Origin of the sequence: Xenorhabdus ishibashii (genome assembly GCF_002632755.1) — a bacterium.
Lineage (GTDB): Bacteria > Pseudomonadota > Gammaproteobacteria > Enterobacterales > Enterobacteriaceae > Xenorhabdus > Xenorhabdus ishibashii.
The window spans coordinates 170224-186156 of sequence record NZ_NJAK01000002.1 but is presented as its reverse complement, the minus strand read 5'-3'; the positions used below and the strand labels follow the sequence as shown (position 1 = coordinate 186156).

The following is a 15933-nucleotide window of genomic DNA, read 5'->3' as shown; positions in this document are numbered from 1 at the left end:
AATATCTCAGATAACTTAAGTTGTAGATAACTGAGGAAATAAAGAATGAGTAAAGTACTGGTTCTGAAATCCAGCATCCTGGCGCAATATTCCCAAAGCAATAAACTGGTCGACTACTTTGTTGAAAGGTGGTTGACTCATCATTCAGAGAACAACATTACCACACGTGATCTGGCTGAAAATCCGGTTCCAGTACTAGATGGAGAGTTAGTCAGTGCCTTGCGTCCGAACGATGCTGGATTGACAGAACGTCAAAAAACAGTATTGGCTTTGTCAGATGAATTGATTACAGAGTTAAAAACACACGATGTTATTGTCATCACTGCGCCAATGTATAACTTCGCTATTCCTACTCAGCTAAAAGCCTATTTCGACCTGATTGCCCGTGCTGGCGTGACTTTCCAATACACTGAAAAAGGCCCAGAAGGATTACTGGAAGGCAAGCGCGCTGTTATTTTGACCAGTCGTGGTGGTATTCATAAAAACAACCCAACAGATTTGGTGACTCCGTACTTACGTACCTTCCTCGGATTTATCGGTATCACGGATGTAGAATTTGTATTTGCTGAAGGCTTAGCTATGGGTGAAGAATCCGCTAACCAGACACATCAAGATGCTCGTAACGCGATAGATGATATCATAGCGAAAATGGGACAGAAGCAATCTGAAAAAATCGTTGCTTAATATTGTTCAATAAAATGTCACGTAATTATAAAGATAGCGCGCCAAATGGCGCGCTAAAATTATAGAAATGAATTGGAATATCGGAGGGCAGAACCACCTCCACAGGAGGTGGTTTTCAGTTAAGAATAAATAATAATTACAAATCTGCATCTTGAAGTTAAATTGATATATATGTAAATTCGATAGAGTATGAAACCAATCTATCCGCACTTTCCTTAATAACACTATAGTAAAAATTAACCTTTTCTTTATTTTCGTTGAAAACACTATAAGGTAACGTTATAAAAGGTGTTCCAAGATGATCTGGATCCAACAAAAGGTGAGGATTATCAATCATTTTCCCATTAATAAAGAAAAATATTGTATCACCCCCATCGGCATTATCATAAGGTGGTATGTTAACAGAAAAGCCAAAAGAGCTACCATCGTTATGTAAAACGTTATTATTGACTTCAGCAATAATCGGAGCTGATAATGAATCCATTGAATTGACATTCTTTTGATCACTATCCAGAATGTATAGCGTTTTATCGGCTGAAATTTCGCCTGTCGCACCAAATATCTGTGAATAAAGCGTCAGAACAACAGAACTTTCCTGTTTGGCATAAATATAAAAATTTAATTTACCATGGGAATCTGTGTTAATAATAAAACCTCTTTTACTGCCAATCTTCCTGATAGGGATTTTAGTGTATTTATCATCTTGATAAAAATCCACTTTATCAAAACTTCTGTCAGGCGTATCAAGTATATTCACAGGTGTACCGGATAACTTGGTTGTATTATCCTTGTTTGTGATTGCGGTTTTTACTGTACCCACTTTCACAAAATATCGTCCACCTGGTGGGTCATTAATTTCAGTTGTCATATCTAAATAATCAGCACCGACAGCCAATTGTACTGACGTGATGTCAACCGTTTGGGCATAATAAAAGACACTGGTTTTTTCAAACCCTGTTGCGGCTGAATTTGGCTGAATATCTAATTGCATTTTATGGTTTTCAACGACATTATTATCAACACGTAATTCAACAGAAATCGTTCCCTTTTTATTATTATCAGACAACACGATTGGAGGAATATTTCTATGTAACCCTATACCGCCATAAGGTATCAGTTCAACACTTGCGTCACTCGAAATAGGTGAGTCAGACGTTAAAATGATATCAAGAATAAATAATCCCCCTATGACTAAATCTGAACCCGATTCTACAGAAGTCGTAATTTTATTAGATGCCATTATTTTTCACTCCATAAAATTTCATAATAATTAATATATAAAAGATGAGCTGAGTCCATTTCTGTCACTTCTATTAGTCACCGACAGTTTCTATTTGGCTATAATAATAATGACTGTATTGCCTCACACCTTCATTATCAATGTAATATTCAAACTTAACTACCGCCGACTAAAGTCTGTGGGTTAGCGCAGCCAGGACTGACGACTGAAAGTCGTCAAACTGTTCTGTGCGCACATACGTCAAAACATTTACTTTCAAGGTCATCGTCTAAAGATGGTTGTTTTAACCTTTCATTTGGAAAATAAAGTAAGCTTGTGGTTAATTACCAGTACTGGCTGAAAGTCACGTCAAAGTAAAGCTGCTGACCATAGATTAAAGTGGTATCAGGCGGTACTGATAACTTCACGTCTACAGTGTGAATATATAAATATTATCTATAAACTCTGCTATATTAAGCAAAATTTCAAATTAAATGTATAATGAAAAATGATTATCGGATGATAACAAAAAGTTATTGTTCGATTTTTTCACCATAAGGCATTTAGGAGGATGGTTTCTGATCTAACTTATTTAATAATATTAATGAACTCACGCCGAAGAATAGATGACCCATTAATTAATATAAATGCAATATAGATTAACACTCAATATCAGAGTGTAATTGTTACCTATTAATATTGGGTTTGATGGTGTCACTATCATTGACATCTGTTCCGATTTGAAATCTACCGCCTGTTTTGTCTGAATCGGTTTTTGGTTTCCAACCGTGAGTGAAACGATATCCACTGAACGTGGTTAATGGTAGCATTTTTTATCGGTGCACCATTGACCGTATCAAAGGTAATCACAGGGTTAAACGTATAATCATCTTTTTTATCGCCCGTTGCCGACAATAGCCCCGCAGGAGTAAAGTAAGCTGCTCCTGGCGTATCCAACGATCGTTTCCGGTAACGACAATTGCGCAATCAGTTTTTTCTGGTGCTCAAGCACGATATAGTTATTTCTTTCTACCATCCATGTTATTTTTTTGTTCTGTACTATGTAAGTATTTCTCTTCCGTTTTCATATTATGAACAGCACCAGCCCCCCTCAATGACGATGGCAGCGATACATATCATTCTCTTTCATTTGATAAGTACAATAAGTGACAACTAATTATATAGCACATAAAATTAGGATTTTAATATCTTATTGATAAAAATTTTTAATGTTACAATCAAGCCAAACCAATCATTACCCCTATTTCTGCACCCAATTGCCATTAATACCGAGCACATATTCTCCAGAAGCGGCACGGTTTACCAATTTTTCTCCCGCCATTTTGGCAACCTGCTCAGTCGTCATGTTGTTTTGAGCCGCTATCTCAGCATATTTTTTTTGCCGCTCATCATTGACTCTTTTAACTACCGATTGGGCATTTGGGGTATTTTTTACCGGTGCCAGATAGCCACTGAATGTTTCTCCCACCAATCCTTGTTGTTTTGCCTCATTCAACGTCATACCCACAGCAGAAAAACTGAATATCAGGCTCAACAGAAGTACCACTCCTACTTTTTTCATTTTCTAGTCCTTAGAATAAGTCAGAGTTATTTTTGAGCATATCTTCAATTTGTCTGTCAACCTTAATATGAATTTCATGCTCAATTTTCACATTCATATTGATGTTAATGGGTTTATCCGGCGTCGCCACTTCCAGCCTGACACACCCCACCAACGCCATACTCAGTAAAACCATGTTGACTAATAGCACACCCATTCTGATTCTGGGTAACTTGAATCCAATATTCGTTATCATTTATCACTCCTGCCCATTACAGATATATTTTTCTGCAACCATTCTTCCAAGTCACTACCAAAACGAAGACTACGCCATAACTGAAAAATATTTTCCTCATGGTGATAGTTAAGCCTGACTTCACGTTTTCTATCCACTACAGGATTCACACCACTAATCTCTGAATGCAATGTTAAAATCCCCAAATTATCGAGCGTAACATAAGCTTTTGAACGGTTAATTTCTAGATAGCGCAGCCAATCCATTGCCATACCGGCCGATAGATCATTTTTCCCTATGGAATCAACGGTATCTTTATCCAATCTCAACGTCAGATAATCCTCATTAGATATCCATCCCCGTTGAATAATCCAACGTTCATGATTTAATAATACGGGCAATTCACCGCTAATCTTTCCTGACATCGCCATTTGTTTGACTTTTAATATACCAACTAATTTGCTCAGATTTAGCTTGTCAAATCGTAATACCGCTGCTTCTTTTTGTGGGATCTGTAATTGTTCCATTGCCAATTTACCATCCAACATATCTACGTTCACATTGGTCAACATCAATGGCTGCTCATCCGTTGCTGGATAGTAACCCAGCAGATCGGCTGTTACATTTTGCATATCAAACAACCCCTTAATTGCGTTGATCCGCAACTGGACGGGAGATCCCAGCCCTAACTGCCACGTGTGCTCCTGTAAACGCCACGGCAAAACAAAATCCAGGCCATTAACTTCCCCATTTTTCAGCCACATACCCGCATTGTTGACCACCCAATGACCGCCTGCAAGCAATCCCTGTTCCTTTGCGGCAGAAAAAGCAGCCTGGGCATAAATAGTTCCACCAAACACGGTAATACCCAAATCTGACGGAATTAAAGATTGAAAGGCTAATAAAGATTGCTTTGGCCAGCGGGCTTCTCCCCTCAATCGCTCTCCATCCCAACGGCTATAAAAGGGAATTGGGCCAATCCCTTTGGAGTATAGTTCACCATTTAACATAAAATCATCAGGGGATTTTCCTGCAAGCGTAGCTTTAAAATCAAAGGCCGGCAAAAAACCACCAGAACGAAATTCTATTTTTTGGGCAGATAGCTGCAAATCTCCCGTTAAATTGGGACTATCTGCCGCACGCTCCCAAATTAACGAATTAGTCAGTTTTAAGCGTGGTGCTTGCATCTTCACAAGACCATATTGGATAAAATCAAAGCCCGTATTTAATGCATCTACCGTTATCTTCGATTGATTCCAGTTTCCTCTGCCAGCAATATCCCATTTAGCTTGTAACGGTGGCAAATTCCCGCTCCCCCAATAACGCCAATGCCAACTTCCCTGATCAGGAATAAAATCTTTTGCATAACCATCCAGATGTAACTTGAATCTCCCCCAATAGCTATCTTGCGCCGTCACAATGGCTTGAAGGCGACCGGTAAAACCATCACGTGTCAAATATGTGCCAGCCAAAGGTAATCTGGCTTCTTTGACAGTAAAGGTTTCACTGACCTTTCCCCATGCCCGAAACAAAGCGCCTGAACGAAAAGTTATTTTTGGATCAATCAATGGCCCTGTAATAACAGCAGGTAATGACATAGACATAACCATCCGGTCACTATTCATCTGTCCCGTTAGCTGAAATGGAATATAAGCATGGGTTATACTAATGGGTGTTGACTCCACAGAAAGAACAACATTGCCTTTCCCCCGCTCATTTTGCGTAACCAGATTTATCCGCCCACTGACAGACATGCCTGACAGGCCTTTTTTCCATTGTTCAAGCGTAACATTCACCCTTCCAGATAACGCCTGATTGCTCGCCAACCATTGCCATTTCCCATTAATTATCCGAAAGTGGGATTCGTCAAGTAACCAGGGTAATTCTGCCAATACCTGCTGATTTTTTTCTTCAAACACAGTAAGCTGCCCGCGCTGTCCCTGCCATTGCAATGTCAGTCGCAGCGGATCAGGGTATTGGTTCAACGATAAATGAGCTATGATTTGGCCTTGTTCTGGTAGTGTTGCAGTATTCAAGGGTAGTACGATGTTTCCATTCAGGGAAATGACCTGCTCAGGTAGTTTCACAAAAAAACGCTGAACAATAAGATCCTGTTTATCTTCAATATGTGCATTAAATTTTAATTTTTCGCCTTGATAAGACAATCTTTGTCCCTGAGATGATGAACTAAATTGAAGTTTGCCAGCAAACGCCTGCCAAGGCATCACAGCCAGACGATCAACGGTGAGATTAACCGAAGGTATTGCAGATAATATTTTTTGAACAGATATCGGGGCTGGTTGCTCTTCTCCTGTAGGGAGCTGCATCAAGCACTGGCTATAGCTGTCAATACTGGCAGCATGAATATCCCAGTGGTTATCTTCACGCTTTTCCTTAGATAAATACGTCACAGATAGTTCTGAAACTTTGATCCACTCACACCCTTTTGCCTGCAATGACAATTCATCTAACCATAATGCATTGTTTGTCCATCGAGGTTGGCTCAAAGAAAAAGTGACGCCCTGTGGTAACCAATAACTGGTGATCAATGGTAACCAACGTGGAAGGGTATACCATCCCACCGTTATCAATAACGCCAGCAATACCACCATCACTGCAAACACTTTGAATATTTTTGCCATTAAATCCTTATCTCTTCTTTTCAACCTGAGGAAAACTTCCTGTTATGATAGTCTCATATCAGGCTCTAAGCCGATGTATTATGCAAGCTATCACGATGAATAGCTTATCAGGCGATGATTCGAGTATAGCGAAAGATAACACTTAGAACCTTCAAGAGACGTCATTATTGCAGGCAGTTTGCAGGCTCGAATGATTCAATAGTTACTGTATAGTGGAGATGTCGTTATGAAACTGGTTGTTTACAGTACAAAGCAGTATGACCGTAAGCATTTTGAAATGCTCAACCAAAAACTTGGCTTTGATTATCATATCGAGTTTTTTGATTTTCCTTTAAGTCCACAAACTGCCAAAAATGCCGTTGGTGCAGATGCCATCTGCATTTTCGTCAATGATGATGGTGGGAGGGAAGTACTGCAAGAATTGGCAGAGATGGACATCAAAATTCTGGCACTACGCTGCGCCGGATTTAACAATGTCGATCTGGATGCAGCGCAGGAATTAGGTATCCAGGTTGTTAGAGTACCGGCTTATTCTCCTGAATCCGTTGCCGAACATACGGTTGGATTAATGTTATGTCTTAATCGACGTATCCACCGCGCCTACCAGCGTACCCGCGATGCCAATTTTTCCCTGGAAGGGTTAACTGGTTTTAACATGTATAAACGCACTGCCGGCATTATCGGAACAGGAAAAATCGGTATTGCTACTTTGCGAATTTTGAAAGGCTTTGGTATGCGTTTACTGGCACATGACCCCTATCCCAATCCTGAGGCCTTAAATATGGGTGTGGAATATGTGGATTTGGATACTTTATATGCGAAATCGGATGTAATCTCCCTGCATTGCCCCATGACACCGGAAAACCACCATTTATTGGATGAAACAGCGTTCAACAAAATGAAAAATGGCGTGATGATTGTCAATACCAGCCGAGGTGCCTTAATTGATTCTGTGGCTGCTATTAATGCACTGAAACAACAAAAAATTGGCGCATTGGGTATGGATGTCTATGAAAATGAAAGAGATTTATTCTTTGAAGATAAATCAAATGACGTTATTCAAGACGATATCTTCCGCCGCTTATCTTCTTGCCATAATGTGCTATTCACCGGCCATCAGGCATTCTTAACCGAAGAAGCCTTAACCAGTATCAGTGAAACAACTTTGCAAAATATTCAGCAATTAGTTTCTGGACAGGCTTGTCCAAATCTTGTTGAATAATTTTCAATAATCACTCACAACCGCTTCTACGGTTATGATTACTCAATATTAACTGGGTAATTCTTTTAACCAAAATACCATGCTACAAATCTCGCGAACAGAAAACACAAGGTATCCTGTTCGTGAGTCTTTTATGATAAAATTAATTGCCTGCATTGTTTTCAAAATTCATTTGCCACTTGATTACCCGGAGCCCAACACGGGACAAGTTTTTTGTTCTCTTCATATGAAAGACTGCTTTCATAGAGGTAACATTTATAGTCCAGACGCTTTCTCTCGTTGGCACACCGTTAATCCAGGTAAACACGGTTCTTCTGTTATCCTCAATAAAAATACTGGCATACAAAAATTCTTTATAATAGGTGTTGAATATATAATACTGATCATTGTTCTTGGATTCACATATTGCATTTAATGGATTTTCCCACATATGCCATACTCCAAGCATCTAATGCATGATATAAAATCCCTTTTATATCAAACAAAAGATAATTACATGGGTTTATTAAGGATATGTTCTTCCCAATCCACCACATCCACTTCACGCACAGCAATATGCCTGACAGAAATACGCTCCGCATGCATGGCCGATTTTGAACCACTGACCAATGGGTGCCACGGAAGGAGTCTTTGCCCCTCACCAATCAGACGATAAGCACACGTCTTTGGCAGCCATTCAAAGGTGTTCATATTCTCACGGGTCAATTTGATACAGTCAGGCTCGTATCTGAAACGATCTTCATAATTCTTGCACTGGCAGGTTTTAATATTCAGTTGATTGCAAGCAACATTGGTGAAATAAATTTCATCCGTATCCTCATCCATCAACTTATGCAGGCAGCACTGACCGCAACCATCACATAGTGCTTCCCACTCTTGATCTGTCATTTGTTCTAAGGTTTTCACCTGCCAGAAAGGTTGAGACATAATTTCTGTCATTCCTCGTAGTTAAATCACTCTGGTTGTCAAAACGTGCTCATTGAGAGAAACATCTAACACATCACCAGATTGCAATGGCCCTACGCCTTCAGGCGTTCCCGTCAAGATAATATCGCCCGGACGTAAGGTAAAAAAACGCGACATGTAGCTAATCAACGGGATAATAGGCGTACGCATGTCACTCGTATTGCCGTTTTGGCGCAATTCGCCATTTACGGTCAAAGAAAGTTCGGCATTTTGTGGATCACCAAAAGCATTGACAGGAATAAACCCCGATATCGGGCACGACCTATCAAATGCCTTACTTTTTTCCCACGGTTGCCCCGATTGTTTAAATTCACGCTGCAAATCACGTAATGTCAAATCCAGCGCAACTGCAAAGCCTGCAATCGCCTGACTGACTCGCTCTTCATTGGTATTCTTAAGTGTCGAACCAATCAAAACAGCCAATTCTATTTCATGGTGCACGGCTCCTAATTCCCGTGGGATAAAAACAGGCTGACGTAGATCACACAACGCTGTTTCAGGTTTGATGAATATCACCGGCTCTTCTGTGGATTGGGAGCCCATCTCTTTCATATGTTTGTCGTAATTACTGCCGACACAAACAACCTTATTAGCAGGAAAATCCAACAATACACCCTGCCAATCCTGATGCTGGTACATAACATTGTTCCTTTATCTTGTTTTCAGGATCTGATTTTCAGCGAGTGAGAAAATGAGTACGTTGCATAATACCATCCGCCATCATACCAACACTGAGAGCAAAATAATAAGAACGATTCCAGTGCATGATAGTGCGGAAATTTTGTGTCACCCAAAATGCCCGTTGGGCTGAATCATCAGGGATGACAATCCAACCTTTAGTATTTGCAGGCAACTTAGCAAAATGTGGAGATGAAATCCCCAATGCCTGCCATTCGGCAATGGTTTTCCCCTGTTCGGGTTTAATGCCTTCTAAGGCGATATCAAAGCCTATAGGTAACGAAATGGCATACCCCCAAGGTAAGCCCTGTCTCCACCCTTCCTTATGCAGATAATTAGCAGTCGAGGCAAAAACATCTTCTTTATTGTGCCAAATATCAATTTTTCCATCACCATCGCCATCAGCACCATATGTTAAGTAAGAGGTTGGCATAAATTGATTTTGCCCCATTGCCCCCGCCCAGGAACCTTTTAGCGCCTGATCTTCATCAATATATTGATTTTCAATTATTTCTAACGCTGCCAGTAACTGTTTGATAAAAAATACTTCTCGGCGCCCTTCAAAGGCCATCGTAGATAAAGCCGAAATGACATCTTCTTTTCCCTGAAATTTACCAAAACCGCTTTCTAAGCCCCACAAAGCAACAATATAGGCTTTGGGTACACCGTATTTGCGGCTGATCCTTGCTAACTGGAGCTTATTATCTTCATATGCCTTAACACCCTGTCCAATCTTCCAGGCTGGCAAGACGCGGTTCAGGTAATCATCCAGAGTCACTTTTTTTTCTGGCTGGTTACGATCGGCTTTAATGACGCGCGGAATAAAATGGATATTGGCAAATGCCCGATCCAATGTTTTTTCACTGATCCCTTGCTCTCTCGCTTGCTGTTTCAGCAAAACCACATAAGCGGAAAACTGTGATGGCTCACGGGCGTTCAATGGAAAATCTTGCTCTAATGCTCTGGCCTCAGTTTGGGAGCGTGGAGTCAACACCGATGGATTGTACAATTGTTTACCATTTGATGTACTGCACCCTGCCAGCAGAGCTGTTGTCAATAAAGTTAGCCCAGTGATTAATTTCATAAATCGGCTCCTCCTCAATTCAGGATCAGGCAGTTGCCAGCGATTTTTATTGCTTAAGTGGCTTATTTGATACCAGATATTCATTGAGCAAACTTTCCACGGGAGGTGGTACTTGCAGGTAAAAACCTTGCTCATTCAACGCGGTTTTTACTTTTTCAATATCAGCATTAGCCAGTTTTTTTCTTTCAGATAATGAAATCATCATTGAATATTGAGGTTCACCAAATGTTCTTAACAAATCTTCAGGAACGCGCGAAAAATCTCCTCTTTTTTCAATATACAGATATGTTTGGTCACGTTTTGGGCTTCTGTAGATTACACAAATCATTGTTATAAACTCTTTTAAATTAACGCTGTGACTTGCTTGAATAATTCACTAACTATAACATGCTTATTATATTTAAGAATATCGTCTCCCAAAGGCTGGTTTAGGAAAATGTTTGTGTAAACTACCTTAGGAAACTTAACATTGCTGAGTCAGAATATCGATGTCACAGTCGCCAATTGAGCTAAAAGGCAGTAATTTTACGCTTTCGGTCGTTCATTTATACGATGGCCAGCCGGAAGTTATTCATAAAGCTATGCAGGAAAAAATGGAGCAAGCGCCCGAATTCCTGAAAAATGCTCCCGTTGTTATCAATATATCCGCTCTCCCTGTTGATGCAGATCTCCTCGCACTCCACCAAGCCGTTGAGTCAGTTGGGTTGCGCATCGTTGGTATCAGCGGTTGTCAAAACGAAAAGCAACGAGAAATTGTTCTAAAATCTGAACTTCCTTTATTGAAAGAAGGTAAAAGTCAGAAAGTTCTTACTCAAGAAAATAAACCGGCTGAACCTATTTTCAAAAAAACTCGTATAATTAATACACCTGTTCGTTCAGGACAAAGAATTTATGCACCAAATAGTGATCTAATTGTGACAAATAATGTGAGCGCTGGTGCAGAATTAATCGCTGATGGAAATATTCATATATATGGTGTGCTGCGTGGACGCGTATTGGCAGGCGCATCTGGTGATCAAGAAAGCCAGATTTTCTGCACCCATTTAAACGCTGAGCTTACCTCTATTGCAGGGCAATATTGGCTCAGCGAAAAAATTCCAGAAAATTTTGTTGGCAAGGCAGCAAAATTACGCCTGGTGAACAATGAATTAACTATTGAAACTTTAGTCTAGCCCTTATAACAAGGAATCGCTTCATGGCACGCATTATTGTTGTTACATCTGGTAAAGGTGGCGTTGGCAAAACCACTTCAAGCGCGGCCATTGCTACCGGTCTCGCCCAAAGAGGAAAAAAAACCGCCGTTATCGATTTTGATATCGGTTTACGGAACCTCGACCTAATTATGGGCTGTGAACGCCGCGTGGTTTTTGACTTCGTGAACGTCATTCAAGGTGACGCCAGCTTGAATCAAGCGCTTATCAAAGATAAGCGCACAGATAATCTATATATTCTGCCCGCTTCCCAAACCCGTGATAAGGAAGCTCTCACCAGAGATGGTGTTGAGAAGATTTTGAACGAATTGGATCAACAGGGATTTGACTTCATTGTCTGTGATTCACCTGCTGGCATTGAAAGTGGTGCATTGATGGCGCTCTACTTTGCCGATGAAGCAATTATTACAACAAACCCGGAAGTTTCTTCTGTCCGTGACTCTGATCGTATTTTAGGTATTTTGGCATCCAAATCACGCCGTGCAGAACAAGGTGACGAACCTATCAAAGAGCACCTTCTGCTAACTCGCTATAATCCAGGGCGTGTGAACCGCGGCGACATGCTGAGTATGGAAGATGTACTGGAAATTCTGTGCATTCCTTTGCTCGGTGTCATCCCAGAAGACCAGTCTGTTCTCCGTTCATCCAACCAAGGAGAGCCCGTCATTTTGGACAAAGACTCTGACGCGGGTAAAGCATACGAAGATACTGTTTTACGTTTACTTGGTGAAGAACGGCCTTTCCGTTTCATCGAAGAAGAAAAAAAGAGCTTTTTAAAACGCCTGTTTGGGGGGTAACGCATGGCTTTGTTAGATTTCTTTCTGTCGAGAAAAAAACCGACAGCCAATATTGCCAAGGAACGGCTACAAATCATCGTGGCCGAGCGGCGCCGTGGTGACTCTGAGCCTGCCTATTTGCCCGATATGAAACGGGATATTCTGGCTGTAATTTGTAAGTATGTACAAATCGATCCAGACATGCTTTCTGTACAATTTGAGCAAAAAAATGATGACATCTCTGTATTGGAACTTAATGTAACATTACCTGAGGCTGAGGAATCGTCAAAATAGCAGTATCAAACGACGCTATTTAATTTAAAGCGATGATTTTTGCAAAAACATTTCCTCTTTAAATAATAGGTAGGAAATAAAGGCAATTCTCCCTGCCTATATATCAGGCAGGGAATGAAATTGACATCTCTTAAATAAAGACGATGGTTTTTATTAAATTAACGTTACTACTCCGAATAATTTGCCAATATTTCAGCAATAGGTTCAGCCAGCAACTTGCCTCGCCAACCTCTGATTAACTCAGGTTGATACTCCGATAATTTCAATTTCCAATGCCAACAAAGTAATTGATTAATTTGACGGCGGGAAGCCAGTAATTCGGCACTGAAATGATGGGATTCCCCCACCTGAGTGACCAAAGATTTAATTTCTTTAAACGCCTTACGATAACCAGGATAATCAACCAAATTCACAATTTGAGTTGGACATTCTTCTTCTGGAATATTTCTACTCTCCGCAACCATCGCCAACAATCGACGACCATGGCAACGAATTTCTTGCCCACTCAATCCCAAAGCGTCCAATTCTGCCAAAGAAGTTGGCATATAACGGGCCACCTGCCATAAATTTTCTTCTCGAATCACAAAATTGACTGCCAAATCACGCTCACGAGCTTGATTTAAACGCCATGCAGCCAGTTTTTTCAAACAGGCCAATTGCCTTGGACGCAATTGCCATGCGTTACCAATACTCTTATAGGCATATTCCGGCATTAACACTTCTTTACGGCGTTGGGCGATCAGATTACTTTCATCTTTTGCCGCATCCAGATATCCCGCCTGTTCTGCTTTTTCCATCAAGATATCGGCGAGGGGTAATAAATAATAAACATCTGCCGCAGCATATTGACACTGCTTTTCGCTCAGTGGCCTCGCCAGCCAATCAGTGCGGGATTCACTCTTATCCAATTCGATATGCAGATATTCAGCAACCAATGCCGCAAATCCACAAGACATAGGATGACCAATAAATGCAGCCAGTACCTGAGTATCAATCATGGGTTCAGGCAAACACTGGAAACTATTACTAAAAACCTCTAAATCTTCACTACCTGCGTGGATAAATTTTAATACGTTAGGATCAGTCAATAACTCCCTAAAGGGCTGCCATTGCGAAATTTCGAGGGGATCAATCAGAGAAAGCTGTTCACCATCAAACAGTTGTATCAAACCTAATTGGGGATAATACGTCCGTATACGTACAAATTCAGTATCTAGTGCAATTTTTGCTTGTTTTTTTACCTGCTCACAAATTGACTGCAATTGGGCATCGGTGGTAATCAACTGATAATTCAAAACATCATTCTCTTATCTATTCATACGACGTGCACAATAACGCCGGTAAAGACCGGCGTTATTGTGCAATGGGGTATAGCAATAACCATGATCAATGTGTAGCAGCATTATCCGCTTTTGCCAATTCTTCATTGCGAAGTTCTCTACGAAGAATTTTACCTACATTAGATTTTGGTAACTCATCACGGAATTCAACGATCTTCGGCACTTTATACCCTGTCAGGTAACGACGGCAATGCATTTTAAGTTCATCCTCAGTCAAACTGGGATCTTTGCGTACCACAAATACTTTGACAATTTCTCCTGAGTTTTCACTCGGAACACCCACTACTGCGGACTCTAACACTTTAGGGTGGGAAGAAACGATATCTTCGATTTCATTTGGATAGACATTAAACCCGGAAACCAGAATCATGTCTTTTTTCCGATCCACAATGCGGAAAAAACCTTTTTCATCTACGCTGGCAATATCGCCAGTTGCCAACCAGCCATCTTTCAACACCTCATCCGTCGCATCAAGGCGATTCCAGTAACCTTTCATTACCTGTGGTCCACGCACCCACATTTCACCTACTTCGCCCGGTGAAACTTCATTACCATCATCCCCGACCAACTTGATGTCTGTTGACGCAACAGGAAACCCAATACTGCCACTATAAGAAGTTAAATTGTGTGGATTAGCTGAAACCAAAGGAGAACATTCCGTCAATCCATAACCTTCCAGTAGATGACGACCTGTCAGGTTTTGCCACTTTTCAGCTACCACTCGTTGTACGGCCATGCCGCCACCAACAGATAAACGTAATGAGGAGAAATTAATCTTCTGGAATTCAGAATTATTCAACCAGGCATTGAATAACGTGTTAACCCCCGATAGTGCCGTGAAACGATAACGCGATAGTTCCTTGACCGTGCCGTTTACATCGCGAGGGTTGGTAATCAACAAATTTTGTCCGCCCAATTCAATAAAGAACAGGCAATTTATCGTCAAAGCAAAGATATGGTACAACGGCAATGCAGTTACCACTAATTCTTGCCCAGGTTTCAATAACGGGGAATAACAAGCTCTGGCCTGTTCGAGGTTTGCCAACATATTACGATGAGTCAGCATTGCCCCCTTCGCAACCCCTGTAGTGCCTCCCGTATATTGCAGAAAAGCCAAATCCTCGTTTTTCACATCCGGTTTGACATACTGCATACGGTAGCCTTTATGGATCGCACTACGAAACGAAATGGCATCCGGTAAGTGATATTTAGGCACGAGCCGCTTAACGTATTTAACGACGAAATCAACAAGAGTCCCTTTCGGTCGTGAAAGTTGGTCACCCATGCGTGTTAAAATAACGTTCTTGATTTGCGTATTAAAGACAATCTTTTCTAGGGTATGTGCAAAGTTAGAAACGATAACAATGGCAGATGTGCCACTGTCATTAAGCTGGTGTTCCAATTCACGCGGGGTGTAGAGCGGATTCACATTTACAACCACCATACCTGCACGCAGAATACCAAATAGTGCCACGGGGTATTGCAGTAAATTGGGCATCATCAATGCCACACGATCCCCTTGTTTCAGCCCCAGGCCATTCTGTAAGTAGGCAGCAAAGGCACGGCTACGCTCTTCCAATTTACGGAAAGTCATTACCTCGCCCATATTGATAAATGCGACCTGATCGGCATAACGCACTACAGCATTTTCAAACATTTCAATCAGCGACGAATAACGGTCGGGATCGATTTCTGCCGGAACATCTGCCGGATAATGTTTTAGCCAAACTTTTTCCAAGTTGAATACTCCTGAAATCTAATTGCGATGTAACCACTGACCATAAAAAAACCGACTTGTACATTTAACAAATTATTAACTCAGCGTACCAGTTTGCAAAGCAACAATGTTCAGGTTGGCGATACACATCACTAATTTAATCCTATCAATTACTGCCAAAAAATAAGGCAGCTTTTGCCGCCTATGTATTTTTTATTATTTATCAAATAATTAGTTAAATTATTAGCACTTGGATTTATAATTCGCTAATTATACACTGGTTTACTAATTTTTGGCTTAATGT

The 15933-nt window shown here is 40.8% G+C and carries 15 protein-coding genes; 5 read left to right on the top strand and 10 right to left on the bottom strand.

The genetic code is table 11. The features are described from left to right. Window positions 1-45 precede the first annotated feature (45 nt). Entirely contained in the window at window positions 46-684 is a 639-nt protein-coding gene (locus Xish_RS16490) for an FMN-dependent NADH-azoreductase (RefSeq protein ID WP_099118917.1), read from the top strand. Window positions 685-841: 157 nt separating this feature from the next. Here the strand turns inward: Xish_RS16490 and Xish_RS16485 are convergent, their stop codons facing one another. The 4 genes from Xish_RS16485 to Xish_RS16470 form a co-directional block, all read right to left on the bottom strand. Next, window positions 842-1924, bottom strand: a complete 1083-nt coding sequence (locus Xish_RS16485) for a hypothetical protein (RefSeq protein WP_099118916.1) — start codon at window positions 1922-1924, stop codon at window positions 842-844. A gap of 1240 nt (window positions 1925-3164) precedes the next feature. Continuing rightward, window positions 3165-3485 carry a YdbL family probable chaperone protein gene (locus Xish_RS16480; RefSeq protein ID WP_099118915.1) on the bottom strand — a complete coding sequence of 107 codons (321 nt, stop codon included), beginning with the start codon at window positions 3483-3485 and terminating at the stop codon, window positions 3165-3167. A 10-nt stretch (window positions 3486-3495) separates the two neighbouring features. Then, the gene (locus Xish_RS16475) at window positions 3496-3681 is read right to left on the bottom strand and encodes a YnbE family lipoprotein (protein ID WP_244186212.1); all 186 of its coding nucleotides are present in this window, start codon (window positions 3679-3681) and stop codon (window positions 3496-3498) included. A gap of 35 nt (window positions 3682-3716) precedes the next feature. Next, window positions 3717-6341 (bottom strand): YdbH family protein, encoded by a 2625-nt coding sequence (locus Xish_RS16470; protein WP_099118913.1) that lies wholly within the window; start codon window positions 6339-6341, stop codon window positions 3717-3719. 226 nt (window positions 6342-6567) lie between these two features. Here Xish_RS16470 and Xish_RS16465 point away from each other — a divergent pair, with 226 nt between their 5' ends. Further along, on the top strand, window positions 6568-7563 hold the full coding sequence (locus Xish_RS16465) for a 2-hydroxyacid dehydrogenase (RefSeq protein WP_099118912.1): 996 nt from the start codon (window positions 6568-6570) through the stop codon (window positions 7561-7563). Window positions 7564-8055: 492 nt separating this feature from the next. On the opposite strand, the gene Xish_RS16455 is transcribed toward Xish_RS16465, so the two are convergent. From Xish_RS16455 to Xish_RS16440, 4 genes are read right to left on the bottom strand one after another with little or no spacing between them, the layout of a single operon-like run. After that, window positions 8056-8493, bottom strand: a complete 438-nt coding sequence (locus Xish_RS16455; protein ID WP_208614866.1) for a YcgN family cysteine cluster protein — start codon at window positions 8491-8493, stop codon at window positions 8056-8058. A gap of 18 nt (window positions 8494-8511) precedes the next feature. Then, entirely contained in the window at window positions 8512-9168 is a 657-nt protein-coding gene (locus tag Xish_RS16450; RefSeq protein ID WP_099118909.1) for a fumarylacetoacetate hydrolase family protein, read from the bottom strand. A gap of 37 nt (window positions 9169-9205) precedes the next feature. Further along, window positions 9206-10291, bottom strand: a complete 1086-nt coding sequence (locus tag Xish_RS16445; RefSeq protein WP_099118908.1) for a lytic murein transglycosylase — start codon at window positions 10289-10291, stop codon at window positions 9206-9208. A 46-nt stretch (window positions 10292-10337) separates the two neighbouring features. Further along, window positions 10338-10619: a YcgL domain-containing protein gene (locus Xish_RS16440; RefSeq protein WP_099118907.1), complete on the bottom strand. Its 282-nt coding sequence runs from the start codon at window positions 10617-10619 to the stop codon at window positions 10338-10340. A gap of 160 nt (window positions 10620-10779) precedes the next feature. On the opposite strand from Xish_RS16440, the gene minC reads away from it, so the two are divergent. From minC to minE, 3 genes are read left to right on the top strand one after another with little or no spacing between them, the layout of a single operon-like run. Then, window positions 10780-11463 carry a septum site-determining protein MinC gene (minC, locus tag Xish_RS16435; RefSeq protein ID WP_099118906.1) on the top strand — a complete coding sequence of 228 codons (684 nt, stop codon included), beginning with the start codon at window positions 10780-10782 and terminating at the stop codon, window positions 11461-11463. Between the two features lie 23 nt (window positions 11464-11486). Beyond that, a complete protein-coding gene (gene minD, locus Xish_RS16430; protein WP_099118905.1) occupies window positions 11487-12299 on the top strand; it encodes a septum site-determining protein MinD in 813 nt (270 codons plus the stop codon). Window positions 12300-12302: 3 nt separating this feature from the next. Next, window positions 12303-12572 (top strand): cell division topological specificity factor MinE, encoded by a 270-nt coding sequence (minE, locus tag Xish_RS16425; RefSeq protein ID WP_099118904.1) that lies wholly within the window; start codon window positions 12303-12305, stop codon window positions 12570-12572. Between the two features lie 167 nt (window positions 12573-12739). On the opposite strand, the gene rnd is transcribed toward minE, so the two are convergent. Together rnd and fadD are read right to left on the bottom strand one after the other, a co-directional pair. Beyond that, window positions 12740-13867, bottom strand: a complete 1128-nt coding sequence (gene rnd, locus Xish_RS16420) for a ribonuclease D (protein WP_099118903.1) — start codon at window positions 13865-13867, stop codon at window positions 12740-12742. 91 nt (window positions 13868-13958) lie between these two features. Then, window positions 13959-15650 carry a long-chain-fatty-acid--CoA ligase FadD gene (gene fadD / locus Xish_RS16415; RefSeq protein WP_099118902.1) on the bottom strand — a complete coding sequence of 564 codons (1692 nt, stop codon included), beginning with the start codon at window positions 15648-15650 and terminating at the stop codon, window positions 13959-13961. Between the last annotated feature and the right edge of the window lie 283 nt (window positions 15651-15933).